A 25,004-nucleotide genomic window follows, 5' to 3' on the forward strand; every position below is an offset into this window, starting at 1 on the left:
ATGACTTTCTTTTCAATGATGATAATAAAAAACCTTTGTTACAAATTAGATTAATCATTGCTTTTGAATTTCATTCGATAACTCAATTTGCTCAATCCCAATAAAACCTTGTTCCCAGAACCGTGGATAAATGGTGGCTCTCGATGTAGGAAAAAGCTCAATTTTTTTATTCCGGTTCAGGTATTGAAATTTTTCTTTGTTCTCCTCTAAATGTGGGACCATCGAACTAACTTTGACAAGCAAAAATATGGTTAATATTAATAATGGTATACTTTTGAGAACTCCATTAAAACTGTTATTGCGCTTTATCCAAAGTGGTTGATTCCTGCCAGAATAATAAATTCCAATACTCCATCCCAATAATAACACAAAAAGTATTTGACTAAGTGGGGTTATTAATAACCCTGATACACCGGAATGAATCATTCCCGCAATTAAAGAAATAGTAAGCGCTACTTTTTTTACACATGGATTTGATAAAGCAGATCGAATCCATTTGTGCATACTTTTCAATGCAATAAACCCTCCAACCAGAAATGCCGGAATTCCCCATTCTGCCATCCATAACAGATAAATATTATGCGGTGAAGTAATTGGGTTTTGACTATTCACATTAGCCATGTGCATGGGCCCAAGTCCCCAGATGGGATTTGATTTTATCGCCTGCCACGCAGCGCCCCACAATTCCAGGCGTCGGCTGCTGTCAGTCCGTGCCAACGCTTTTCCTGATCCGTCCGGGATTAATACATAAAAGATAATAATGTACAGTAAAAAACCGGCAAGGCAAGTGAGTAAACCTTTTTTAATCCATTCCTTTGATTGTCTTTTGAATAAAACAAACACAATTACAGAACTGATTAGTAAAGAAAGCAGCGTTCCCCGTGCTCCTGACGCAAAGGCAAGCATCCAAAAGAAAGAAAGGAGTACAAAGAATAGTGCCCTGAAACCAAAAGTAAGTTTTGGTTGATATTTAATGTAGCCGTAAATCAGTACGGGTATTGACCATGTTTGCAGGTGATTAAAGAATCGAACGTTTTTGAACCCTAAAAACCCGTTTTTAGCAAAGTTCTCTCCATCAAACATAATTACAGAACGCGTATGATCCGGCCAGCTGGGCCAATTCGGATCTACAAAACCGGTAATGAGATCACCTGCAACGCGAATGCTGTACAGAGTGGCAAAACTAATGATAGTCAACAATAGGTAGCGTTCAAAAATTTGGGGAAACTGCTGATAGAGGTAGGCCAATACAAACGCCAGCTGCAGTAAACATACATACCACCCGATTTCCAATAACGCCCATCCATGATGTTGACTTAAAAAAATGGATATACTTATCAGCAAGAAAAAACTGCCCCACAGATAAATAGTATGTTGAGCAAGGTTCAACTTATTATGAAAAAGGGAATAAATAAACGAAAGTGAACCTAAGAGTAATACTGCAGATTGTAACAGGCGCTTTTCGTTATAGATATCTGTTAATCCTGCTGAAATTGATGGTGAAATAGCCAAGGCAATAAAAACAAAAACCCCCAACAGAATTATTAGTACCCGTTTCATAATTTTCTGTAAAAATTCATTGAAATAAAAAAGGCCCTGAAAATTCAGGGCCTTTTTCAAAAGTGAATCGTATAATTTAGTTAGTCCAACTCATTCCATTTGCTTCAATAGTCGCTGTAAGAACGTCATTGGTGTTTTCACAAGATGCATTCGGTGCACTATTACCAGCCGCATAACAACTTGAAGGATATACTGTTAGTACAATAGATGAGGTTGATCCACCACCCAAAACATAAGTTCCATTCTGATTATGTGCTTGAGTCGGAGTTCCTGTAGGGTTTTCCATTTCAACAGGCACACCACCAATATCCTGAAATGTCATCCCTGTAAAATCTTGATTTCCCCCACCTAATGCAGCTGGTTTCATATAATACTGCTGTGCTGCCGCTGCAATAGAAAGCGCATCCTGTCGAGCAGCATCTACGTTAGCAGAATCTGCTGCACTTGAGAAAGTGTTAATAGCTACGACCGTAGCGATACCTACGATAATCGTTACCAAAATTACGAGTAAAAGTTGTTGTTGTCCCATGGTTGTTACCTATTTGTTAGATGATTGTTTATTAGTTGTGTCGTTTCTTGATTGGTCCCGAAGAACCGTGAAAGACTGTTATGTTTATGTTCACTTCTAAAAGAGCAAGCGAACAATGTGTTGTTACAATTTTTTGTTCAGTTCAAGATTAAGTGATACCTGCAGATGATACAAGTTAATTTTTCTTAAACAGTATTGCTTTTTCTTAACGCAAAGATGAAAGCCAGCGACTACAAATGCAAGTTAAATATTAATTTTTTTTAATATTTCTGTATAAAATGGCTTTTAAAGGCTCAAATAGCTGTTTTGGATTAGCCCGTTCAGCCCTTCCAAAGTGAATGTTGTGTATCAAATCGCCTGTATAAATCAGAATTGGCAAACCTAAACCTTAATGAGTTCTAATCCGAGGTCTTTGCAAAACCTTACTGTCATCGCGAGGGAGCGGTTTTGCGACCGCGGCGATCCCCAATCGATATTAAAAGCACTCACTCCATTTGGAGATGGTCGCGCTCCCTGTTGGTCGCTCACCATGACAGGATTTCTTTGTTTGGAGGAATTGCCACACTCTCTTCGGTCGCTTGCAATAAAATTTCTTCTTTTGGATATCGCTGTTTAAGATTGTTCCCCTTATTTTAATGCCCTCATGTCATAAAAGGCTTCAGACAGGCTACACTCCGATCATTTTCATTCGCTCCATTCACAATGACAAGGTACCCCCTTCCAAATCTGTCATCGCGAGGGAGCGGTTTTGCGACCGCGGCGATCCCCAATCGATATTAAAAGCACTCACTCCATTCGGGGATGGTCGCGCTCCCTGTTGGTCGCTCACCATGACAGGGTCTTTTGTTTGGGCAATTTCCACGCCCTCTTCTGTGGCTCACAATGTCAATTTCTTTTTGGATAACGCTGTTTAAGATTGTTCACCTGAAATTTAATACCCCTTCTCATATAAAAGGACTGTAAATGGCAGGCTACACTCCGCTCATTATTTGCACCATTCGCAAAGATAAGTTACACCCTACCAAATCTGTCATCGCGAGGGAGTGATTTTGGCGACCGCGGCGATCCCCAATCAATATTAAAAGCACTCACTCCATTTGGGGATGGTCGCGCTCCCTGACGGTCGCTCACCATGACAGGGTTTTTGAGGAATTGCCACAGTCTCTCTTCGGTGGCTCATATTATTAATTTCTTTTTTGGATGTCCCTATTTAAGATTATTCATCATGATTTAATCCTCCCCCTTTCATCGTAAAAACTGTAAGGAATACCCTTTCTGAAGGATCTTACTTTTAAAAAATGGGAAACTGGAATTACAATTTCTATGTCTATCTACTGACAAATAAATACGATACCACTATTTATACGGGAATGACAAATGATTTACGTTACCGTGTGGAACAACATAAATCCTTAAAAATACCCGGATTTACCAGTCGCTATCGAATCACAAAACTCGTTTACTACGAATATTTTAACCATGTTGAAGATGCTATTAAAAGAGAAAAGCAGATTAAATCTTGGTCAAGAGCAAAAAAGGAGAACCTAATAGAATCAATTAATACGGATTGGAAGGATTTATATAAGGAATTGACCGATGATTAAATGTATTTCTAATGGAAATATTCATGTCATAAAAAAAGTTCCATACAGGCAGGACACACTCCGCTCACTATTTGCACCATTCACAATAACAAGTACACACTTCCAAGTCTGTCATCGCGAGTGAGTGATTTTTGCTACCGCTGCGATCCCCTAACGGTATTAAAAAAACACTCACTCCATTCGGGGATGGTCGCGCTCCCTGTCGGTCGCTCACCATGACAAGGTTTCTTTATTTGAGAAATTGCCCCACTCTATTCAACCGCCCGTAATAACAGTTTCTTCTTTTGGATATCGCTGTTAATTATTCTTCACCTGAAATTTAATACCCCTTCTCATATAAAAATGACTGAAATGGCAAGCCACACTCCGCTTCATTTTTATTCGCTCCATTCGCAATGACAAGTTACACACTTCCGGATCTGTCATCGCGAGGGAGTGATTTTCGCGACCGGGGCGATCCCCCATCGGTATTAAAAGCACTCACTCCATTAGGGGATGGTCGCGCTCCATGTCGGTCGCTCACCATGACAGGGTTTCTTTGTTTGGGAATTGCCCCGTACCTACGGCCACCCCATTCATAGCAAATTCATCCTGACACAAAATTTAAATCTTTGCCAAGGCCTACATTAATAAATTTAAATTGTAATCCCACCTGCGGCTCTTTATTATAGTTGACAATTAAGACCTATCGCCTTAAGATTAGGCGTAATATTAATTTTTTTTAATATTATATATTACGTTGGTGATGGATGCTCGTTAAATAAAGCTAAAGCTATTTCCTTAATCATATTTTCAAATCGTATAGTGCAATGAAAAATCGTCTATTTCTGCTATTCCCTCTCGCAATGATCTTGTTAATTCAGGCGTGCGGTACTGATGACTCTGTCATTATTGCCGGACAAGTTATTGAGGCCAGTTCCGGCAACCCTGTCAGTAATGCCATTGTCGAACTAACTCAGCCGGAAAATCTTCGACAAACGGCGACCACTGATTCTGCAGGTAATTTTTCTTTTGATGTAGATCCCGGAAGTGAAACCGTAAACGTAACACTGGAAATCGACAAACAAGGATATCAAACTCAAACTACAAACTTTAAGCTGGCCCCGGATACGGATGTGGACGACCTAGTTATCGAGTTACAATCAACGGATAGTTCCGGTGGAGACGGTGATGATGGAGGCGATGAAGTGGGCGGAGAGCCCGAAGGTCCGGCAGCCATTATTCTCCAAAGTATATCAGATCAAGCTATCTTTATTAAGGAAACGGGTGATAATATTAGTTCGGCATTCACATTCCAGGTAGTAGATTCAGCAGGAAGAGCAATAAATGCTGAGGGGGCTGTTGATGTCAATTTTGAGATCCTTTCAGGTCCGGGCGGTGACGAAGAGATTATCCCTAAAACAGCTACCACTAATTCTAACGGTCAGGCAACTACTTCGCTATTCAGCGGTAATGTGGCCGGACCCGTTAAAGTCCAGGCAAGTGTGGAGCGAGAGGATCTTGGGGTAACCATAAAATCTACCCCGGTGCTTGTTGCTATTCACGGGGGCTTTCCAGACCCGGATCACTTCAGCATTTCTCCAGAGAAATTTAACTTTGAAGCATACGATATCAATGGAGTAAGAAATTCTGTTACTGTTATTGTTGGCGACAAATTTTCGAATCCTGTTAAACCGGGAACAGTCGTTTACTTCAACTCTACCGGAGGGATTATCCAGGGTTCGGGACAAACCGACGCCGATGGTACCGTTACGGTTGATATGATTTCCGGCGAACCTCGTCCTGATGACAATATTCCCGGCAGTGGCGGACGCCCCGGCTATTCAACAGTTACAGCAACAACCGTTGATGAAAATGACAACCGTATTTCAAAAGAGATAAATGTAGTTTTCTCCACAAGATCGGCACAAATAAGTGCTACCCCCACTACTTTTGATTTGGATCCCAATGGCGGAGAAAACTTTTCCTACACCGTTACGGATATGAACGGAAATCCTATGGCAGCAGGCACTCAAATTACTGTTGAAGCAGGTGAAGGTATGGAAGTTACCGGAGATGTCGATTTCACCTTGGGCAATCATTTATTTCCCGGACCCGGTGCTACGGAATTTAACTTTTCGATTCGAGATACCGACGATGAAACCAATGATCCGGCTGATTTAACGATAAATATTTCAGTCACTACTCCCTCTGGTAATACAACGACTTATACCGAAATATCAGGGACTCGTCGAAAAAGTTTTTAATGATATAGTATACAATACAAAACCCTGTCAGAATCCAAAAACTCTGGCAGGGTTTTTATTTTGATCAGTCTTTTCTTTAAACTCCCAGCTACTGCAAATAAACTTTCAATTTCGAACAAAACCAGTACCAAAACATCAATGGGAAAGCTCTCTACTGTATTTGATCAAAACCAAAAATGGGCTGACAATATCAAAGAAAAACAGCCAGACTTTTTTAAGGAATCGGCTAAAGGTCAAAGTCCCAATTATTTATGGATTGGCTGTGCCGACAGCCGCGTCCCTCCCGCGCAACTTACGGGACTTGGTCCGGGTGACCTGTTTGTGCATCGCAATATTGCAAACGTGGTTCCTCATTCCGACATTAATATCCAATCGGTAGTACAATATGCCGTAAGCGTATTAAAAGTTCGTCACGTTGTAGTGTGTGGACATTATGGTTGCGGAGGTGTAACGGCGGCCTACGAAGATAATAATCTCGGTCTTATTGACAATTGGTTGGCAAATATTGAAGATGTTTACCGAACGCATCAAGATGAAATCGAGGGGCGACCATCGGAGGAAGAGAAACTAAATCGATTTTGTGAGCTGAATGTCCGTGAGCAAGTAAAAAAAATGTGCCACTCCCCTTTTGTTCAGCAGGCATGGAAGCAGGGACAAGCCTTGAGTGTTCACGGATTAATTTACGATCTCGAAACCGGCCTACTTAATGATTTGGATATCCGTATTGACTCTGCCGAAGAAGCTGCTAATCTGGAAAGTTAACCCTTCGGTCTGAGAGATACGTTTCATATATTTAGTTGAAATTTGAAACCAAGGTAATTGCTTACCTAATTTTCTATAAATCTTATTAGTGTGATGGATATTAAAACGCCCGAAAATAAATTTCAGGATGTCTCCTATGGAGATGAGGCATACACAGAATTATTAAATCATCTGGAATCTGATGTAGAAAAAGACCGACATCACCTGAGCTTGTTTTTGGGGATTTTTGAGCCCAATAAGCAAAAGGCTCTCAATGATATTGAACAGAGGCTAAATAGAAAGGTTCACGTTGTTGATACCTCAGAATTATCCTCCCGAATTGAATCGGAATCGTTTGAGAAGCTCGATAACTTTTTTGACAACATGGAGCAATCCGACGATATCCTCTACTTCAAAAACGGTGATAAACTCTGTGGGGTCTATACCAGTTATTCCCATTCTCACACCAAATATGCGACCCCGCAAGAGCGCTACTTTTTGAAAAAAGTAAAAGCCTTTAACGGTCTGGTCATTGTCGATATTGAACAGTTTTCCGATGCCGACAAAACCTTACGTCGTGCCGCTCATTCAATCGTATCCTTTACCTTGCCCGATTCCAAGTTAAAGCGCGCGTGGTGGCATCTTAAGAATTTCTCGTTACACGGATACGAACTCAAAACCACTCGTCCCGAAGCGTACGGCAAAACGGGATAATTATTTTTTAGATGCGCAAACCTATCAAACCCCTTCCCACCGATTGTTGCGGAACGGGTTGTCCAAAATGTATTTACGAGATTTATGAGGAGCAGCTGGAGAAATACAATGAGTGGAAAAAGCAGCAGGAAGAAAATCAGAACTATGAAATTAAAAAGCAGTAAATTCTATTATGGCCATTAATGTAAAGTTGGATACCAGCGGACGTCGCGGTAAAACGGTTACGATGATTACGAATATTCAACACAATCCGCAGGTAATTGAGAAGTTGGAAAAACAGCTTAAGCAAAAATGTGGGGCCGGCGGAACGAGCTATGCCAAAACGATCGAAATCCAGGGTGACCACGTGGATAAAGTTCGAGCATATTTGCAAGATGAAGGATATGATGTGAAGTAAGGAAAGTATATTCCTTTTTTATCCATCCGACCCCAAACCCAGCGATCGGATGGGAACTAAGTATTTAGCAGAAATTGATGAACTTGAAAACGATGTAGAGTTATGGGCTTGAATATTTCAGAACAGGAGTATGAGGAGATTTTAGAGCAAATTAAGGACGAGGACAGTCCGGTAGGAATTGACGCCGGTAAAACCCACGTACTAATACTACAAAAGCTACTGCGAATTGAACGCCGGCTGGAAGCCCTGGAAATGCGTTTTTTTGAAGAAGAGGAAGAATAGTTTTTTAATCCTTATCCAATAGGCTTTTCAATAAGCCGATGTGTTCTTCTTTCTCTTTATGGATGAATACCGGTACTCCAAAATGATAATCCGCGAGACTATCTGCCATCTCATCCGTAAGTAAAGCAGCCGCAGAAGTTTTGCTTTTTGCTCCTACCATAATCAAATCTGCACGGGTTCGCAGGGTCAAATCGTAAATCTGGTCGGCATCTTTCCCATTATCCTTCACGGTAAAAGTGCATTTGGGTATATTCTTTAAATCGTACTTTTTCTTAAACTTATCGTATTTTTTATTTAGATATTTATTCATCCGCTCGGAATATTTATCCGAAGGTATATAAGGAAAGAATTGTGCCGGATAGTGATAAACATGCTGCACATGAAACTCCGCACCTACCGCGTCAGACATCTTTTGGGCCTCTTTGAGCGCCCTCGCTGAAGCTTTTGAAAAGGTTATAGGTACATGAATATTTTCAAGTTTATACTGAGAATTTTCGGCTACAAAAAGCAAAGAGCAATGGGCGTACTTCGTAATTTTTCGCGCCAGAATACCCTCTCCTTCATATCCTGTTTTTTTGCCCAACACCAACAAATCCGGATCAAATTCATTTAAAGCCGATAATAACGTTTCTGTAGTACTCCCCTCTCTAATTATGATGTTGACATGTGGGCCCTCAGCCTTAAAATAATCATTTACTTTCTTCTGAAGTTCTTCGCGGATAATATCTTCAAGTGATTTTGATGCCTCTACCTCGGGAAACAGCTCGTTGAGCTCTTCCGAAATCGCTTCATCCTCAACAACATGAATAAAGGTAAGATGTTCAGGTTCATTGATACCAGATAAAAAATCCAGATATCCCAATACCAGATCATCCATATTCGTTAGGTCGAGCCCTACCATCCAATGATTAAAAGCATTCATAACAGCTTGTTTTTATAAGAAAATTATTCTGAAGTTCCTTCTTGCTCACTCACCAAGTTAGAGATCAACTCTTTATAGGAGTCGCGCGTTTTTTTCTCTTTACGCTCTACTTTTCGCTGATGTTCCTTGCTCAATCCCACATACAAGCTATAACACATCAATAATAAGATGAATAGAAACGGTAGTCCTGTGGTTATAGCCGCCGTTTGCAGGGCATTTAATCCTCCTCCAATAAGCAGCACGGCTGCTACCGCTCCCTCCGTCTGTGCCCAGAATATCCGCTGACCTACGGGTGCATCCAGCTTACCGCCGCTTGTTAAGCTGTCAATGACTAGTGATCCTGAATCTGACGAGGTTACGAAAAAGCTCATCACCAGAATGATGGCAACAATAGAGGTAACAAATCCTAATGGAAATTGCTCGAGCAGCACAAAGAGCGCAGTTGCTACATTTTCCTGAACTGCAGCACCTATATTGCCAATTCCCTGCATTTCCAGATCAATGGCCGTTCCACCGAATGCAGCAAGCCACAAAAAGGTAACGAGGCTCGGAGCAATGAGTACACCCAGCACAAACTCCTTGACCGTTCTGCCTTTAGATATTCGAGCGATAAACATGCCTACATAGGGTGACCACGAAACCCACCATGCCCAGTAGAAAACAGTCCAACCGTTTTGCCACGTTGATCCCTTATAGGTTTCCGTCCAAAAACTGTAGGTCAATATATTGTTGGCGTAATGTCCGATATTTTGCACAAAAGAATCCAGTATGTAGATAGTGGGACCAACAATCATCATAAAAACTAAAAATAATACTGCAATGCGAATATTAGCCTCACTGAGTACACGAACGCCCTTATCGATTCCCAAAACAACTGAAATCGTAGCTACCATCGTAATCCCAACAATAAGACCAACTTGTAACCAGACCGTATCGGGGAAAGCAAAAAGGTGATTTAACCCAGCACTAACCTGTTTTACTCCAAGTCCGAGCGAGGTAGCCAATCCAAATAGCGTGGCCAATACCGCCAGTGTGTCAATAACATCGCCAATCCAGCCTTCAATTCTATCGCCCAAAATTGGATAAAAAACCGATCGGAATGAGAGCGGTAATCCGCGGTTAAATGCAAAAAAGGCTAATGAAAGAGCTACAATGGCATAGATGCCCCAGGCATGAAATCCCCAGTGTAAATATGTTAAGCTCATTGCCTGGCGTGCCGCTTCCACCGTTTCTCCCTCTGCCATGGGCGGACTTAAGAAATGATATATCGGTTCGGCAACGCTCCAGAACATGATGCCAATTCCCATGCCTGCGCTGAACAGCATGGCAAACCATGCCATGGTGCTAAATTCCGGTTTAGCATCAACTCCACCTATGCGAATATCCCCAAATCTACTGAAAGCTATAGTAAGCGAAACAACCAAAAAAGCATTTACAGACAGGATAAAGAGCCATCCCATATTATTTGAAATATAACTCTGGACAGCCTCAAACACTGTTTGGGCCTGCTCTCCCATCACTAGTGTCGTTGTGATCATTGTGAGAATAAGAATAACCGAAGGCCAAAAAACGGGCTTGTGGACATCAAAATATTTTTTTATCCCTTGTTGCTCGGTTTCTTCTTGGGACTCTTGTGATCTTAAGCTCATTAAAAATAGTTTTAATTAAGCATTAGCAAATTCAAATTTGTCAGCACTACCCTGTTAAATTTGAATAAGAAATAAAACGTTCAGTGTTAAAGAAATCAATTAGCAGGCAACTACCAATAAAAAAGGGATATGAAGCAAATCACATCCCTAAAAAAATACAGAAGGACTTACTTACAGATTTACTTTACTTTCTCTTTTAGGATCCAAATCGTAAAGCGATGATACGGTGGCCTGCACAGTTTTATACCATTCGTTGCCATATTTATCGTTGATTTCATAAAAATCAGAAAAGTCGGGCTTTCGAACCTTCATCTTCCACTCCTGATTTTTGGCTTTGTATACGGGATCGACATGCAAGAGCTGATGGAAAACCACCATCTCACGGGTCTTCTGATCAAGCATATCCCACATTTCCCCGGAAATCTCAATGAGGTAATTATGACCGGAATAATACTCTACTTCTCGGGACGCCTTTTTACACTTGGCGGCTTTGTATTTCGACAGGTTTGGATAAACCAGGAAATAGCCAATTGATGCAGGACCAAAATCAAGACTTTCCCGATCTATTACTGTTTCGGCAATCTTTGCTATTTCAGGAGACTCCATCAACTGTTTGTTACTGTGGGCAACGGTGTCTCCGGGCTTCAAAAAATCATTGTCTTTCATGGACGTACTTCTTTTTAAAATTCAGAATTTCATGGTGACCAAAGGTATGATTCTAAGGTGATCTTTTCAATTTGAGTTCTGCGACGCGGTTTGTTGTTTTCTGCACAATTTCTTTTGCTTTATTCATCTCGTGGCTTTTTCCAGATAGCGGAAAGATTTTGGATTGTTCTTTCAAACACACGCGCGCAAAAACGCACGTATCGACTCGATAAATCTGAAAATTCAGATAAATCAAAAATTAAATATATCCAGCGACCAGCTTCCGCTAGCCGTGCCTTGTTACGACTTAGTCCCTGTTATCGAGTTTACCGTCGGCCGCGCTAAACGCGGACTTCGGGCACTCCCGACTCCCTTGACTTGACGGGCGGTGAGTACAAGGCTCGGGAACGTATTCACCGCGGCGTGCTGATCCGCGATTACTAGCGATTCCGACTTCATGAGGTCGAGTTGCAGACCTCAATCCGAACTGAGGATAGTTTTATAAGGATTTGCTCCGGCTTACTCCATTGCGTCCCGTTGTACTACCCATTGTATCACGTGTGTAGCCCAAGGCATCAAGGGACATGCTGACCTGGCGTCATCCTCACCTTCCTCTCCCGTGAGGGAGCAGTCTCGCCTGACACTTGTAACAGGCGACAGGGGTTGCGTTCGTTACCCCACTTAAGGGAACAACTCAAGCCACGAACTGACGACGGCCATGCATCACCTGCCATACACGCCTCGAAGGCGTCTCCGGTTTCCCGGAGCGTGCAGCTATGGTTTCTAGCCTTGGTAAGGTTCTTCGCTTATCGTCGAATTAAGCCACATGATCCACCGCTTGTGCGAGCCCCCGTCTATTCCTTTGAGTTTTAAGCTTGCGCTCGTACTACCCAGGCGGTCTGCTTAACGCGTTAGCTTCGCCTCTCAGAGGGTCGATACTCCGAAAAGCTAGCGGACATCGTTTAGGGCGTGGACTACCGGGGTATCTAATCCCGTTCGCTACCCACGCTTTCGTGCCTCAGCGTCAGGAATGCGCCAGTGTGCTGCCTTCGCTTTTGGTGTTCCCCACGATATCAACGGATTTCACCCCTACACCGTGAGTTCCGCACACCTCTCACATCCTCAAGCTATGCCGTTTCCCTTGCGCGCCTCGGGTTAAGCCCGAGGATTTCACAAGAGACTAACATGGCCGCCTACGCACCCTTTACGCCCAGTAATTCCGGATAACGCTTGGGGCTCTCGTATTACCGCTCCTGCTGGCACGAGATTAGGAGCCCCTTATTCATGAGGTAACGTCAATAAACTTCCTCCCTCATAAAAGGTGTTTACATCCCGAAGGACTTCATCCATCACGCGGCGTCGCTCCGTCAGGCTTTCGTCCATTGCGGAAGATTCTCGACTGCAGCCACCCGTAGGTGTATGGACCGTGTCTCAGTTCCATCGGTGGGGGTCAGGCTCTCACCTCCCCTAAGCGTCATAGCCTTGGTAGGCCGTTACCCTACCAACAAGCTGATAGTCCGCAGGCCGCTCCGAAAGCGATAAATCTTTACCCCGAAGGGACTATCAGGTATTAGCCCGACTTTCGCCGGGTTATTCCTGACTTTGGGGTACGTTACCTACGTGTTACTACCTCGTCTGCCAGTGTCCCGAAGGACCCTTTGACTTGCATGCCTTATCCACGTCGCCAGCGTTCATCCTGAGCTAGGATCAAACTCTTTGAAAAATGCAGGTCGCCCTACATTTATGAATGAAGCAAAAGAAGCTATGCAGAACTTTTGCTTTTAACCGCGCAATTATATATTTCTATAATTGCGCGTTCCGAATACTTTTCAGTACCCGGTGGACTTGTTTGCTGTGTATTTATTCAATTTTCAAAGTCCTATCACATATTGTATCGCGCAAATCCGCGAAACAAAAATCCACCAATTCGTGGACACCCTCAAGTATACTGAGATTGAGCTCGAAGTCAAGTAATTGAACCCCGGAAAATTCCGGGGTTCTTGTGAATCTGACTCTCAGCTGTCTACAGCCTGCTTTCGGCGATCTGTTCCGGACGTATCTCTTCACTGTTTACAAGCGAAAAACAAATACGCCCCACGAATTCACCTCCCAAAACAATTTCAACGGTTACAGCTGCTCCGATTATGTCAGCTTTGCCTAAGTAAAGTCCTTCTAGCAACGTATGATCATCCAATCTGACAGGGGGAGCTTTTTCCAAAGACATAACCACACTCCTCTCTAAGGAGAGATTCTCACCCGCCCATCTATTTGTCAAACCTATGAACGTTTTAGTTTATTTCTAGTTAGAACCCTGCGAGTCAAATATCTCGCCAAGAGGAGTACCGTTTACAAAGATCCGAGCACTTTCTACAGTAGAAAATTGAAGTACGGTTTGTCTGATCTGTTCTTCAAAACGAGGTTCGTCGCAAACTCCACCCACACTTACTTCACCTTCTATATACACAGTAGCTACTCCGTCCTCAACTGACGCGCTTTCAACGCCCAAATCAGAATTCTCTAGAGCGTTATAGTATCCTTCATACTCATCCTCTGTAATTGAAAACAACTCAGTCAGGGCAGCCATAAGCACTCCGGCTGTAGGCTCTATGTCACGACTAATTGCGACCATCTCGTCACCGCAACCAATTCCTTCGCCTTCTTCTGCCGCTTCAACGTCCACCAAAAAGACATCTACGGAGTCTGGCAAACTCTCATCTTCGTCCTCCGGGTCGTCCGAGTCGTTATCTACCACGTTATCTGCTTGTTCTTCGGAATCGTTAACGCCATTTACTGGCGTTTCTGTGTCTTGGCTCAAATTAGCTATAGCAAACACTAGAAGTGCGATTGCCGCTATTCCTATAATGGTTGTAATTATTTTATTCATATTTAAGATTATGGTTATTATTTCTGCTTACGATTATAACGCCACCTTTCGATCGTTATCAATAGCGGACTGGCAAAAAAGATAGAAGAATAAGTTCCGGCTATAACTCCGACCAAAAGAGTAAGCGCAAAAATTTGTGTGGTTGAACCGCCAAATACATAAAGGGATAGAAGCGCCAAGCTCGTAGTAAGAGAAGTATTTATCGAACGAGTGATCGTCTGGTCTATTGAATGTCCGATCGTTGTTTCAAAGTCTTCCTCGTTATTCTTCTCTTCATTTTGACGCAAGTTTTCCCTAATGCGATCAAAGACAACGATCGTATCGTTTACCGAGTAACCCAAAATAGTCAAAAGCGCTACCACAAAAAGCGAATCTACTTCGGCGCCAGCCACCACGCCTAGTATAGTAAACACACCGGTCGTGACTGTTATGTCATGAATTAAGGTGGCTATAGTAGCACCTCCGTACATCCAAGACGAAATAGGTTTTGAGACATGCCGGAAGGCAAAAGCCACGAACAGAACAATAAGCACAACCACTATACTTATCGCGATTATAGATTTTTGCCGTAATTCAGAACCGATAGTCGGACCAACCGAACTTTCTCTGTCGATAGTAACTCCCTCAATCGATGTAAGAGCATTCGTAACACCCGCGTGTATATCTTCATTCAAGAAAGGTGTGCGAATCACAAATCCACTATCACCGAACTCTTGGACCATCGCTCTGTCTTCAGGCAAATTCTCCGAGACAGCCTCTGTTATCGTCTCTTTTTCTACTTCATTACCTTCCACCGATACTTCTATTATAGAACCACCTGTAAACTCAACGCTAAATCTCAATCCAAAGATCAAAACGGAAAGCAATGAAAGGACTACCAGTGTAAGGCCAATTCCTAGAAAAATTTTTCTGTTGCGTGCTATAAACATATTATTTTGAAAATCCTGAAGCGAACATTTTACGTTTAGACTCGCTGTGCTTTTCTGAAGAAACGGCGTAAAGGAATGTCTTTGTAACTACAAGAGCTGAGATCATAGAGACCAGAACACCAATACCGAACACAAGAGCAAACCCCTGTACGATCGAGCTTCCAAAGTAGAAGAGCACAACCGCCGAGATCAAAGAAGACAAATTAGCGTCTCGAACTGCCGGCCATGCTCTGTCAAAGCCATCCTGAATCGCACCTAAGCTCCCCTTTCCACTCTGAAGCTCTTCTTTGATGCGTTCAAAAATGATCACGTTGGCATCCACCGCCATACCCACGGAAAGTATGAAAGCGGCAATTCCGGAAGCGGTTAAAGTTACAGGAATGAGTTTGAAAAGCGAAAGCATGACCAATGTATAGAACACAAGAGCAACTGCCGCTACTATCCCGGGTAACCTATACCACACGATCATAAATCCGAGTATCAGAGCAAACCCTATAATACCCGCGGAAACTCCGTCATCCAGAACCTGTTGGCCGAGAATTGGCCCCACGGAGTTAGTAGAAACCAACTCAATCGGAACCGGAAGCGCTCCAAAACTCAGATCACGCGCCAACTTTCTCGCTTCTTCGGGAGTAAACTGCCCGGAGATCACCGCCTCGCCGGTTGGTATCTCCTCTCTTATGACAGGAGTTGAGATAACTTCTCCGTCAAGAAATATTGCCAAAACCTCCCCGACGTTATCACGAGTGATCTCAGCGAAAAGATCCCTTCCTTCACTATTAAACCTAATGTTAACTATAGGCTCACCGGTTGTCTGGTCGAACTGAACAGAAGCACTTTTGACGTAACGTCCTGTGAGTTCGGTCTTCTCGTAAAGATCCTCGGGCGATAATTCAAGCTCGGCTGTGGTTCCGTTTTGGCTTCCTTCAGAGCTCTCGCCTTCAGTTGTCTCTCCCTCGGAGGTACCTTCGTTTATATTAAGACCTTCGAGTTGAGACTGATCAATTTCAAGTTCGCTTTCGTCTTTTCTCAACCGAAATTCTAAAACCGGAGTTTCGCCTATCATAGCGATAGCTTCATTGATATCCGTCACTCCGGGAAGTTCAACAATGAGTCTGTTCTCACCTCCGGCTAATCCTCCCTTCTCCACTTGTACACGTGGCTCGGAAACACCAAAAAGATTGACGCGACGCTCAATAACGTCGCGTAGTGCCGACATGGAGTCCTCCACTTCTTCCGGAGCTACCTCGGATGTATCCGCGTTATATATAAGTTGCGTTCCGCCGGATAGATCAAGTCCGTATTTAAAAGCAAATCCCGAAAAGCGAGAATCTTCTTTTTCAGAAAGCACAACAAAGGCCCCCAGGAGTATTCCGATCAGTACTATCACTACAGATACAATTCTCGCGTTTCTCATCATAGCGGCTACATTATACATTTGTTTTATCGTCTGACAAGGTGTCCTTATTATATCTCCTTAAATATTTCAGAACCTTGTCATGAAAGAGTTCTCTGTACGCGTAGACAAATAGAGCGCCGATTATAAATCCGGCAATTATATCGACAGGCCAGTGGACTCCAGCAACTACCCGCGCTATTGCTATCAAAACAGCAATGACGAACAAAAAGCCACCCAATTTTTTGTTGTAGTACAAAGCAGCAATTGCGAGCGCTCCATAGGTAGCCGCGTGCCCTGACGGAAACGCGTCCGCTCCACCGTGCTCAAATAGAACCGTTATTTCATCAAAAAACAACGGCGGGCGCTCTGTCAGAAATAGTCTTTTCAAAATTTGCGTATACACGAATGCCGCGGTTGCCGGAGCGAAAATAGCGATAAAAGGATAGACAAATTTTCTCCCTTCTCTGTACAACAAATACAACAGTACACCGATCGCAAGCGTTAATCCCGCTCCTTCAGAAAGAAACAGAAAGATAGCGTCAAGAATCTCGCTCTTCCCCGCAAGAGTATTAAGTAATAAGAATAGTTGTATATTCAGCTCATTCATTGCTCTTTAATTTTCTCTTCAATAGACTTAGCAACGTTCTCAAAAAGCTTGACCACCGTTACCGGACCGACTCCGCCCGGCACAGGCGTAACCAAAGAAGCTTTTTCATAGACCTGCCTATCTACATCTCCTGACACTTCACCGGCAGACTCACTGGTCCCGGCGTCTATCAATACAACTCCCTCTTTGACCATATCCTTATCAATGAGACCAGACTTGCCGACTCCGGTAACGATCAGATCAAACTTCTCTGAGGCGATTCAGGTCCGAGTCGCTATTAAATACTTCAAATTCTGCGCCTTTGTTCTCCAGCAAAAGAGAAACTGGCTTTCCCACTAAATTTCCATAACCAACAATGGCTATTTTTTTATCTAGAAGATCTATATTATTGCGCGACAAGATCTCTTCCACCGCCGCCGCTACCGGTGGCACGAACACATTTTCATTTTTCCGGTAAAGCTCAAGCGCGTTCGGAGAAAGACAATCTATGTCTTTCTCCTTTGGCACAATATCCAAAAAGGTTTCCCGATTAAAGTACGAAGGCAGAGGCAACTGCACCACAACCCCGTCAGACTGTCCGTCTACAAGAGACTGCAAGATCTTTTCAGCGGCTGATTCTATGGTATTTTCGGGTAATTCATGAATATGAAGATCAACTCCAATTCTCTTTGCTACTCGTCTTTTGATATTCAAAAAAGATCTGGTGGAAGGATCCTCACCAAAACTAAGAAAATCAATGTGCGGTTCTTTGTCGTACGCGGCGAAAGTTTTCTTTAGTTTACTCTCTATATCTCGCGCTATTTCTCGACCATCTACTATCATATAAGAATATCTGCTATCTTATTACCTATTTCCCTAAAATCACTCTCGTCCTTTCCTCTGGTAGTTTCCGCCGCGGTTCCCAAGCGAATTCCGGAAGGACTCTGCGGACTTCTTTCATCAAAAGGTATAGTGTTTTTGTTCGTAACGATGCCTTCCGCCTCCAATTTCTCCGCAGCTTCATCACCCGGGATCCCTTTTCCTTCCTGCCAAGTATCAACGAGCAAGAGGTGCGTATCTGTGCCTCCCGAAACCAAACGCAATCCTCTTTCGCTTAGCGTGTCCGCGAGTGCCTTTGCGTTTTTGGCTACGTCTTCGGCATAAGTCTTGAATTCAGGCTTCAGTGCTTCAGTAAAGGCCACTGCCATAGCCGCTATCTTATTCATATGAGGTCCGCCTTGAATTCCGGGAAAAACCGCTTTGTCTATTTTTGCGGCATATTCCGGAGAAGAAAATATTATCGCGCCACGCGGACCGCGAAGAGTTTTGTGGGTGGTGGTCATCACAGTATCGGCAACCGAAAAAGGCGGTTGATGAACACCACCTACGACCAATCCGGCAATATGTGAAATGTCCGCATGTAAATAGGCGCCGACAGAATCGGCTATCTCTCGCAACTTCCTAAAATTCACCTCACGCGGATAAGCGGTAAAACCGGCAACTATCATCTTGGGTTTCGTCTCTACAGCGATCTTTTTTAGCTCGTCATAATCGATCATCTCTGTATCTCGCGATACTCCGAATTTCTCTTGCTTCCAAAGCTTCCCGGTCAAGCTTACTTTATGTCCATGCGAAAGATGCCCTCCGTGCGAAAGATCTAGGGCCAAAATAGTTTCACCCAAAGGAACCAACGCCGAATAAACCGCGAGGTTCGCTTGCGCGCCCGAGAGCGGCTGGACATTCACCGACCACTCATCAGAAGAAAGAGAAAAAACCTCTAACGCCTTCTCTCTCGCCAGGTTTTCTACCTTATCAACTACAGCATTACCTTGGTAATATCGCTTCCCCGGATAACCTTCGGCGTATTTATTCATAAAGGCGCTCGAAAGGGCTTCCCGAACCCCACTCGATACGTAGTTCTCTGAAGCGATCAAGTTGATCGTATTTTCTTGCCTTTCCTCCTCTTCTTTAATAAGTGAAAAAATCTCGTCCATAAAATTGGTGTGTATAGTGGCGATTGTACCAAAAGCAAAAGTATTTTACTATTAAGGGAAATTAAAATTATGCAAAATAACTTATCAAGCTCAAGAGGGTTTACATTAGCAGAATTATTGGTTGTCATCGCCATTATAAGTGTTCTTTCGGCAATCGTACTCGTAAACGTCGGTCCCGCGCGGCAAGACGCCCGCGACGCCCAAAGACAATCGGATATTTCGCAAATAGCGATTGCGTTGAAACTATACCGCGAACATAACGGAAGTTATCCCAACTACGATGGAGAAATAGACAGCAGCAGTACCGTCTATTCTGCCTTAGAAAACTTTATGGAAGAGGTTCCGACCGATCCCCTAAATGATCCAGAGCATTACTATTATTACAACTCCAATCACCAATGCGACCCGGGACCAAATGGACCGGTGGTGTTTGCTAGATCGCTGGAATCAAAAGACGGCAACTTGAATGAAGTGTGCCCCGACGGCTGGGGTAGCCAAGGAGGAGCTTCTACCTCAACAAATCCTTACATAATTATGCTTCGCTAGTCATTGACTAACCGATTACTCCTCCAAAAGATCGGGCTGACTTATGACTTCTTTTGACTCCCGCCTATATTGGCGCATACTCATCAAGATCCCCAAGCCCAAAAATTCAGTGAGAAGATGAGAACCGCCATAACTCATAAATGGCATAGTCAACCCCGTAACCGGAAGCATTCCTATGTTCGTTCCTACGTGGACAGTAAAGTGCGCAATGAACATCGTAGCCAAACCTACGGCAAAAAACGTTTCAAAATTAGTCGCCCCCTCCTTTGCGTTAACAAAAATTCGCCAAATAACAACCCCAAAGAAAAAGAACAGTAGCAAAGCACCGATATAACCCCATTCCTCAGTAAATGCCGCGAAAATGAAGTCCGATTCGTATTCGGGTAAAAATTGCAAACGCGATTGAGTACCATAGCCGATTCCCTTACCCGTCAATTCCCCGGAACCGACAGCGATAGCGGACTGGTAAGCGTTATATCCATCACCGGAAATATCAGCGTAAGGATGTAAGAAAGACTCAACTCTCTCTTTTTGAAAGTCATCAAGTACAAAAGTCCATAGCCCTATAAAAGCGACAGCCCCTACCCCAAACAAAATTGCAATATGTTTTTTCGATATCCCGGAGACCAAAACCATACCGAACCAGATAGCGAGAATAATTATTGAAGATCCAAAGTCCGGTTGAAGAAATATCAATATAAAAATGATAAGCGCGTATAAACCGGAAATGAAAATATGACGAAAATCGCGTATTTCAACGTGTCGTCTGGAAAAATATTTTGCTAAAACCAAAATAAGAACCAATTTTGCCGGATCAGACGGCTGAAACGCTAGAAAACCCAAGTCAAACCAACTCGTAGCACCCTTAAATGTAGACCCCAGAATGAAAAGCAATAATAAGAGAGCGACAACTACCCCGTAGAGAAGCATTATAAAACGAGTTTCCCGCAAAAACCGCACATCGATCGTACTAACCAAGACAAAAACAATAAACGCTATCCCAACCCAGATTATTTGACGCGTAAAAAATAGACTCGTCGCGTCAAACGAGTACATCGTCACAAGTCCAGCTGCCACTATCGGTATTATCCCGAAAAATATCAGCCAGTCGTAATTGTTCTTAGCTATCCTCCGAAACATTGTTATAGCGCGGTACCACCTCTATTGTTGAAGGTCCCAGTGTACAAACCGCCGTACCTATCTCTTCGTATATCCCCTCCAGATCTTCAACACTCACTGCCTCAAAATAATAGTTAGGAGCGGTGGCAATAGAAGATAGAAACTCTCGGTTGACATCATTGCCGAGGCCGATGGTATATATTTCTATTCCTTCTTCTTTGGCTATTTGAGATTGATTACGAGCATACTCTTCGCCCCCGGGATCTTGGGGCCAATTCGCGATACCGTCGGTCAAAACTACGATCACGCTGTTTCTCTCACCCACTTTAAAGTCGGGGTCGTTTACTATCTCACTCCTGGCGTCACTTATTCCCGCCCCTATATTGGTATACCCAGTTTCATCTTTCGGCAGTATTGAAATATCTCTGACTCCCTCTGAGACCTGCTCCCTATTTGAGGTCAAACCTACATCAACAGAACTTTCGGTGGCATAGGAAACCACGCCAGATTTATCGTTTTCGCTCAAATTATCCACAAAGGTACTCGCGGCATTCAAAGCGTCAGTTATGGGTTGCTCCGGATTACCTCCGTCATCGTTCATGGAACCGGAACGGTCAATTGAAAGCATAGCTGATACCGGCTGAGAGCAAACGCTTGGCTCTACCTTAAACGCTTCCGGCCAAGTAAACGTAATTCTTTCACGCTCGTCACTTGGCAAATAAGGAACGATTGTCCGTGAAGCGGCGATCGCTTTTTCGTTACTGTCATAAACCAGCGCGACAGCACTTACGTCTTCTAGAGGAGCCACCGAAGTATTAAAGAGAAGTGCTCGCAATTTTGGATTTGTTTCCGAAGAAATCAAAGTGGTGTTTTCAACTTCAATCGGAACTTCATCAGCATCAGAGTGAACCAGATATAATTCCTCGCCAAAAGAAAACTCCATATTATCGGGCTCCTCACTCATCTCTATCGGGCCTACAAATATAGGTATATTGGAATTGGGTAAAGCGTGTGTTTTCCCAACTATTTCTTCTATTTTCTCTCCGCTTGAATCAAAAAATTCAAACGAGTAAGGCAAAGATTCAGCGCCGACCGCTCGGTTTGGATTTTCTACATAAGCTACCGCCGTATACACACCGTCAAATATCTCAAAATATTTGCTCCATTTTACGGTCAGAGATTCAGCTTCAAACTCGCAAACCCGACGACACTCGCCACCACAGTCCACGCCTGTCTCTTGACCGTTTTGTCTGCCGTCAAAACAAGTAGGTGCTTCGTAAAATATCCTAAAGGCCTGCACCGAACCGATCACGACCAGCGCTCCGACTACTACGGATGTGTATATGAGCTTTCGCTTTTGTGCCCACGGAGATGGATCCATATTCCACAGTATACCAATTTATATCCAATCTCTCTAACATTATTGTGATAAAATATGTGTATGTTTAATGATCACAAAGGTTTTACTTTAGTTGAAATATTAGTAGTAGTCGGTATTCTCGGACTTTTAGCTTCCGTAGTATACGCAAACTTAGGAGGCGCAAGGCAAAGCGCAAATGACGCCAGACGCATCTCGGACGTCACCTCTATTTCTGACGCGCTTGAGTTGTACTATGCGAGAAATAGAAAATTCCCTGGAGCTGGCGGTAACTAACAAGCTCTCTCGATAATAACTGGAATTCAAGCTATCATCGCCAAGATACTTGTAACTACGTACATGTCAACAATGCTCCACAGATCCTATAAATGGAAGTAGCTGAGGGAGATATGCAATGTACTGACTGCGCCGGATACTACATATTGCACGTCAACTAATCAGGATGCGGATATAAAGTCGGCACCTATTTCGCAGATGACGATGATCACCCGGAAAGATGAGCGGCGACAGACATATGGTCTAGTCCATATTTTTCCATTATCTAAAATTACTCCGCCAATAATTGGAGCTCTGGTAAGCTAGATTGGAATAGCTAAGATAAACAAAAAACCGCCTCTAAGGGCGGTTTTTGAGTTCTCTGTTCTGGCGACTAGCTACTTTCGCCTTATCGACTATCATCGCCTCAAGCGGGCTTAACTTCCGTGTTCGGAATGAGAACGGGTGTAACCCCGCCGACAAGTCACCAGAACAGAAAACTCAATTTCAATGGATTTTTCGCAGGTAATTGAACAAACGCGTTATATTCAAAGTTCCTAATAGGAATCGATGAATTAGTACTCCTCGGCTAAGTGCATTACTGCACGTGCACCTGGAGCCTATCAACCTAGTCATCTCCTAGGGATCTCAAACGATTCTTAATCTTGAAGTTGGCTTCGAGCTTAGATGCTTTCAGCTCTTATCCATACCTGACATAGCTACGGAGCAGTCCACTTGGCAGCAGAGCTCCCACACCAGAGGTCAGTTCATCCCGGTCCTCTCGTACTAGGGACAAATCTTCTCAAGAATCAACGCCTGCAGCAGATAGGAGACCAACCTGTCTCACGCAAATGTAGCTAATAAGTTCGGACTTATCAACGCCGCCATTGACTGGCGGGATCGGACTGTAGCTTTATCACCTACCAAATTTTACTCAAAATGGTGGGAGATAGCTGACATTCAGTCTCTACGGGCTTGAGGTTAAACTCAATTCCCTCGGTATTGCCCCCACCACTGAATGGTGCGGAGTTTTACCGATATAAGTCAGCTTAATCATCTGGAATTACTTCCAGAGACCGCCGTGACGGTTGGATCTATCAATATTTCATAAACGAAAAGCTCGATTTTGTGTCGTTATGGTGGGTTCAGATTGGTTCAGAAGTTAATTTCTCAATTCACTCCTGAACGGTCTGAACCCAGCTCGCGTACCTTTTTAATTGGCGAACAGCCAAACCCTTGGGACCTTCTCCAGCCCCAGGATAAGGTGAGCCGACATCGAGGTGCCGAACACCGCCGTCGATATGAACTCTTGGGCGGTACCAGCCTGTTATCCCCAGGGTAGCTTTTATCCGATGATCTCCGGCCGCATCTAACGCGTACCGTCGGTTCACTATGCTCTGCTTTCGCACCTGCTCGAGTTGTACCTCTTGCAGTCAAGCCAGCTTGTGCCATTACACTATCAGCACGGTTTCCATTCGCGCCTAGCTGACCTTAATAGGCTCCTCCGTTACTGTTTGGGAGGATAGCGCCCCACTAAAACTACCTACCAGATACTGTTTCAGAACGTTTTTGCCGCTCTGGTTAGAAGACATAGTCCGAAAGAGTGGTATTTCACTGACGACTCCACGATCCCCGAAAGGATCGCTTCAAAGTCTCCCACCTATGCTACGCAGTCGAACCATGCCCCCAATATCAAGTTGTAGTAAAGCTCCTGGGGTCTTTTCGTCTAGCTGCAGGTAGAGGGCATCTTTACCCCCATTGCATTTTCACCGAGCGAGTCCTCGAGACAGTTCCCCAGTCGTTACGCCTTTCGTGCACGTCTGAACTTACCAGACAAGGAATTACGCTACCTTAGGACGATTCATCTTTTTATTATCTGCAAAGGTAGATGCAGAAGCCTCGTAGTCGCCCACGAGATCGGACTATATCTTATCTCTTACCTCTTTCGAGGGGAGACTCTAGCATGTAGTCTCTGAGGATTTTCTGATAAAGATTGTGTGTAATGCGAGAGAGAATATTTTCTCTTTCTTCCTCTGCCGGGATTTATTTTTTCTCGGAGAGTTATGATTTCTTGCATTCCAACTTGAGTCAGATGTTTATTTTCTGACATAAGCTTCGCAATTTTTCTAAAAATAGAAAAATTACTTTTCTTACCAGGAGAGAGAAAGTTAAATTTCTCAAAAAACGGAATTACACGTTCTTTAATACTTACCGGATTCGATACTATAAAGTACCACAATCCGTCCTTTCTCTCCTGCAGCCTCCCACATCCCAAATATCTCTTAAGAAGTGAGAGCACTGTATTGTCGCGTTGCGCTACATTAAGCGTCAACACAATCTGCCAACCGAGCGTATGGTCATCTCGCTTGCGCAATGAGACGTTGAAGCTTCCTTCGCCGTCTACAAAGCCTGCAAGATAATGACCGACACTTAGCGGAACATTGTTTAACCAATCTTTGTTAGTTTCTTTTTGATTCATTGTGCGGTGCACATTAGAATACTTTACCAGAACCTTTCCTGCGGATTGTCTGCACCGTTTCATTATTACTGCCTTTTTATTGACTAGTAGAAACGGATACTCAGAGTTTCCCGCATATAGCTAGATTTTATAACTACAATCGTCAC

The 25,004-nt window shown here is 43.5% G+C and carries 26 protein-coding genes, 3 rRNA genes and 1 pseudogene; 10 read left to right on the forward strand and 20 right to left on the reverse strand.

Going from position 1 to position 25,004, the window contains the following annotated elements; all coding sequences use genetic code 11:
- Nucleotides 1-54: 54 nt before the first annotated feature.
- Together U5J89_RS13570 and U5J89_RS13575 are read right to left on the reverse strand one after the other, a co-directional pair.
- Nucleotides 55-1,560, reverse strand: coding sequence for an O-antigen ligase family protein (locus U5J89_RS13570; protein WP_322576185.1), 1,506 nt, complete (start codon nt 1,558-1,560; stop codon nt 55-57).
- Between the two features lie 76 nt (nt 1,561-1,636).
- A complete protein-coding gene (locus tag U5J89_RS13575) occupies nt 1,637-2,089 on the reverse strand; it encodes a hypothetical protein (RefSeq protein WP_322576186.1) in 453 nt (150 codons plus the stop codon).
- Nucleotides 2,090-2,480: 391 nt separating this feature from the next.
- Between U5J89_RS13575 and U5J89_RS13580 the strand changes: the two genes are divergently transcribed.
- Nucleotides 2,481-2,705, forward strand: coding sequence for a hypothetical protein (locus U5J89_RS13580; RefSeq protein ID WP_322576187.1), 225 nt, complete (start codon nt 2,481-2,483; stop codon nt 2,703-2,705).
- A gap of 81 nt (nt 2,706-2,786) precedes the next feature.
- Here U5J89_RS13580 and U5J89_RS13585 read toward each other — a convergent pair whose 3' ends face one another.
- Nucleotides 2,787-2,951, reverse strand: coding sequence for a hypothetical protein (locus tag U5J89_RS13585; protein WP_322576188.1), 165 nt, complete (start codon nt 2,949-2,951; stop codon nt 2,787-2,789).
- Between the two features lie 436 nt (nt 2,952-3,387).
- Here U5J89_RS13585 and U5J89_RS13590 point away from each other — a divergent pair, with 436 nt between their 5' ends.
- A complete protein-coding gene (locus tag U5J89_RS13590; protein ID WP_322576189.1) occupies nt 3,388-3,693 on the forward strand; it encodes a GIY-YIG nuclease family protein in 306 nt (101 codons plus the stop codon).
- A gap of 403 nt (nt 3,694-4,096) precedes the next feature.
- Here U5J89_RS13590 and U5J89_RS13595 read toward each other — a convergent pair whose 3' ends face one another.
- The gene (locus tag U5J89_RS13595) at nt 4,097-4,219 is read right to left on the reverse strand and encodes a hypothetical protein (protein ID WP_322576190.1); all 123 of its coding nucleotides are present in this window, start codon (nt 4,217-4,219) and stop codon (nt 4,097-4,099) included.
- Between the two features lie 283 nt (nt 4,220-4,502).
- Between U5J89_RS13595 and U5J89_RS13600 the strand changes: the two genes are divergently transcribed.
- The 6 genes from U5J89_RS13600 to U5J89_RS13625 all read left to right on the forward strand — a co-directional run bounded on the left by U5J89_RS13600 (nt 4,503) and on the right by U5J89_RS13625 (nt 8,073).
- The gene (locus tag U5J89_RS13600) at nt 4,503-5,939 is read left to right on the forward strand and encodes a carboxypeptidase regulatory-like domain-containing protein (RefSeq protein WP_322576191.1); all 1,437 of its coding nucleotides are present in this window, start codon (nt 4,503-4,505) and stop codon (nt 5,937-5,939) included.
- Between the two features lie 138 nt (nt 5,940-6,077).
- Nucleotides 6,078-6,701 carry a carbonic anhydrase gene (locus tag U5J89_RS13605; protein WP_322576192.1) on the forward strand — a complete coding sequence of 208 codons (624 nt, stop codon included), beginning with the start codon at nt 6,078-6,080 and terminating at the stop codon, nt 6,699-6,701.
- A gap of 93 nt (nt 6,702-6,794) precedes the next feature.
- Nucleotides 6,795-7,394, forward strand: a complete 600-nt coding sequence (locus tag U5J89_RS13610; protein WP_322576193.1) for a hypothetical protein — start codon at nt 6,795-6,797, stop codon at nt 7,392-7,394.
- Nucleotides 7,395-7,405: 11 nt separating this feature from the next.
- Nucleotides 7,406-7,558 (forward strand): oxidoreductase-like domain-containing protein, encoded by a 153-nt coding sequence (locus U5J89_RS13615; protein WP_322576194.1) that lies wholly within the window; start codon nt 7,406-7,408, stop codon nt 7,556-7,558.
- A gap of 8 nt (nt 7,559-7,566) precedes the next feature.
- Nucleotides 7,567-7,791, forward strand: coding sequence for a translation initiation factor (locus U5J89_RS13620; protein ID WP_322576195.1), 225 nt, complete (start codon nt 7,567-7,569; stop codon nt 7,789-7,791).
- Between the two features lie 108 nt (nt 7,792-7,899).
- Nucleotides 7,900-8,073, forward strand: coding sequence for a hypothetical protein (locus tag U5J89_RS13625; protein ID WP_322576196.1), 174 nt, complete (start codon nt 7,900-7,902; stop codon nt 8,071-8,073).
- A 4-nt stretch (nt 8,074-8,077) separates the two neighbouring features.
- Here U5J89_RS13625 and U5J89_RS13630 read toward each other — a convergent pair whose 3' ends face one another.
- The 12 genes and pseudogenes from U5J89_RS13630 to glyA form a co-directional block, all read right to left on the reverse strand.
- The gene (locus tag U5J89_RS13630) at nt 8,078-8,995 is read right to left on the reverse strand and encodes a universal stress protein (protein ID WP_322576197.1); all 918 of its coding nucleotides are present in this window, start codon (nt 8,993-8,995) and stop codon (nt 8,078-8,080) included.
- A gap of 23 nt (nt 8,996-9,018) precedes the next feature.
- Nucleotides 9,019-10,644, reverse strand: a complete 1,626-nt coding sequence (locus tag U5J89_RS13635; RefSeq protein WP_322576198.1) for a BCCT family transporter — start codon at nt 10,642-10,644, stop codon at nt 9,019-9,021.
- Nucleotides 10,645-10,815: 171 nt separating this feature from the next.
- Entirely contained in the window at nt 10,816-11,310 is a 495-nt protein-coding gene (locus U5J89_RS13640) for a putative metallopeptidase (protein WP_322576199.1), read from the reverse strand.
- Between the two features lie 236 nt (nt 11,311-11,546).
- A 16S ribosomal RNA gene (locus tag U5J89_RS13645) occupies nt 11,547-13,012 on the reverse strand.
- Nucleotides 13,013-13,312: 300 nt separating this feature from the next.
- Nucleotides 13,313-13,513 carry a hypothetical protein gene (locus U5J89_RS13650; RefSeq protein WP_322576200.1) on the reverse strand — a complete coding sequence of 67 codons (201 nt, stop codon included), beginning with the start codon at nt 13,511-13,513 and terminating at the stop codon, nt 13,313-13,315.
- A 75-nt stretch (nt 13,514-13,588) separates the two neighbouring features.
- Nucleotides 13,589-14,104: a GerMN domain-containing protein gene (locus U5J89_RS13655; protein WP_322576201.1), complete on the reverse strand. Its 516-nt coding sequence runs from the start codon at nt 14,102-14,104 to the stop codon at nt 13,589-13,591.
- Nucleotides 14,105-14,190: 86 nt separating this feature from the next.
- Nucleotides 14,191-15,102 (reverse strand): protein translocase subunit SecF, encoded by a 912-nt coding sequence (secF, locus tag U5J89_RS13660; protein ID WP_322576202.1) that lies wholly within the window; start codon nt 15,100-15,102, stop codon nt 14,191-14,193.
- 1 nt (nt 15,103) lies between these two features.
- Nucleotides 15,104-16,522: a protein translocase subunit SecD gene (gene secD / locus U5J89_RS13665; protein WP_322576203.1), complete on the reverse strand. Its 1,419-nt coding sequence runs from the start codon at nt 16,520-16,522 to the stop codon at nt 15,104-15,106.
- Between the two features lie 10 nt (nt 16,523-16,532).
- The gene (locus U5J89_RS13670) at nt 16,533-17,108 is read right to left on the reverse strand and encodes a phosphatase PAP2 family protein (RefSeq protein ID WP_322576204.1); all 576 of its coding nucleotides are present in this window, start codon (nt 17,106-17,108) and stop codon (nt 16,533-16,535) included.
- The gene (locus U5J89_RS13675) at nt 17,105-17,302 is read right to left on the reverse strand and encodes a hypothetical protein (RefSeq protein WP_322576205.1); all 198 of its coding nucleotides are present in this window, start codon (nt 17,300-17,302) and stop codon (nt 17,105-17,107) included. Before U5J89_RS13675 ends, U5J89_RS13670 begins: the two co-directional genes overlap by 4 nt.
- A gap of 46 nt (nt 17,303-17,348) precedes the next feature.
- Nucleotides 17,349-17,930, reverse strand: a complete 582-nt coding sequence (locus tag U5J89_RS13680) for a tetrahydrofolate dehydrogenase/cyclohydrolase catalytic domain-containing protein (protein ID WP_322576206.1) — start codon at nt 17,928-17,930, stop codon at nt 17,349-17,351.
- Nucleotides 17,931-17,941: 11 nt separating this feature from the next.
- Nucleotides 17,942-19,081 (reverse strand): annotated as a pseudogene (gene glyA, locus U5J89_RS13685) (serine hydroxymethyltransferase); the annotation flags it as partial.
- A gap of 69 nt (nt 19,082-19,150) precedes the next feature.
- On the opposite strand from glyA, the gene U5J89_RS13690 reads away from it, so the two are divergent.
- On the forward strand, nt 19,151-19,627 hold the full coding sequence (locus U5J89_RS13690; protein WP_322576208.1) for a type II secretion system protein: 477 nt from the start codon (nt 19,151-19,153) through the stop codon (nt 19,625-19,627).
- Nucleotides 19,628-19,642: 15 nt separating this feature from the next.
- On the opposite strand, the gene rodA is transcribed toward U5J89_RS13690, so the two are convergent.
- Both rodA and U5J89_RS13700 read right to left on the reverse strand, forming a co-directional pair.
- Nucleotides 19,643-20,767, reverse strand: coding sequence for a rod shape-determining protein RodA (rodA, locus tag U5J89_RS13695; protein WP_322576209.1), 1,125 nt, complete (start codon nt 20,765-20,767; stop codon nt 19,643-19,645).
- On the reverse strand, nt 20,748-22,127 hold the full coding sequence (locus tag U5J89_RS13700) for a vWA domain-containing protein (RefSeq protein WP_322576210.1): 1,380 nt from the start codon (nt 22,125-22,127) through the stop codon (nt 20,748-20,750). Before U5J89_RS13700 ends, rodA begins: the two co-directional genes overlap by 20 nt.
- 60 nt (nt 22,128-22,187) lie before the next feature.
- Here U5J89_RS13700 and U5J89_RS16085 point away from each other — a divergent pair, with 60 nt between their 5' ends.
- On the forward strand, nt 22,188-22,400 hold the full coding sequence (locus tag U5J89_RS16085; protein WP_416208538.1) for a type II secretion system protein: 213 nt from the start codon (nt 22,188-22,190) through the stop codon (nt 22,398-22,400).
- A 364-nt stretch (nt 22,401-22,764) separates the two neighbouring features.
- On the opposite strand, the gene rrf is transcribed toward U5J89_RS16085, so the two are convergent.
- Both rrf and U5J89_RS13710 read right to left on the reverse strand, forming a co-directional pair.
- Nucleotides 22,765-22,871, reverse strand: a 5S ribosomal RNA gene (rrf, locus tag U5J89_RS13705).
- A 62-nt stretch (nt 22,872-22,933) separates the two neighbouring features.
- Nucleotides 22,934-25,004: ribosomal RNA gene (locus U5J89_RS13710) — 23S ribosomal RNA — on the reverse strand; the annotation flags it as partial.

The sequence above is a fragment of the Fodinibius sp. genome, assembly GCF_034521915.1.
Taxonomy (GTDB): Bacteria; Bacteroidota; Rhodothermia; order Balneolales; family Balneolaceae; genus Fodinibius.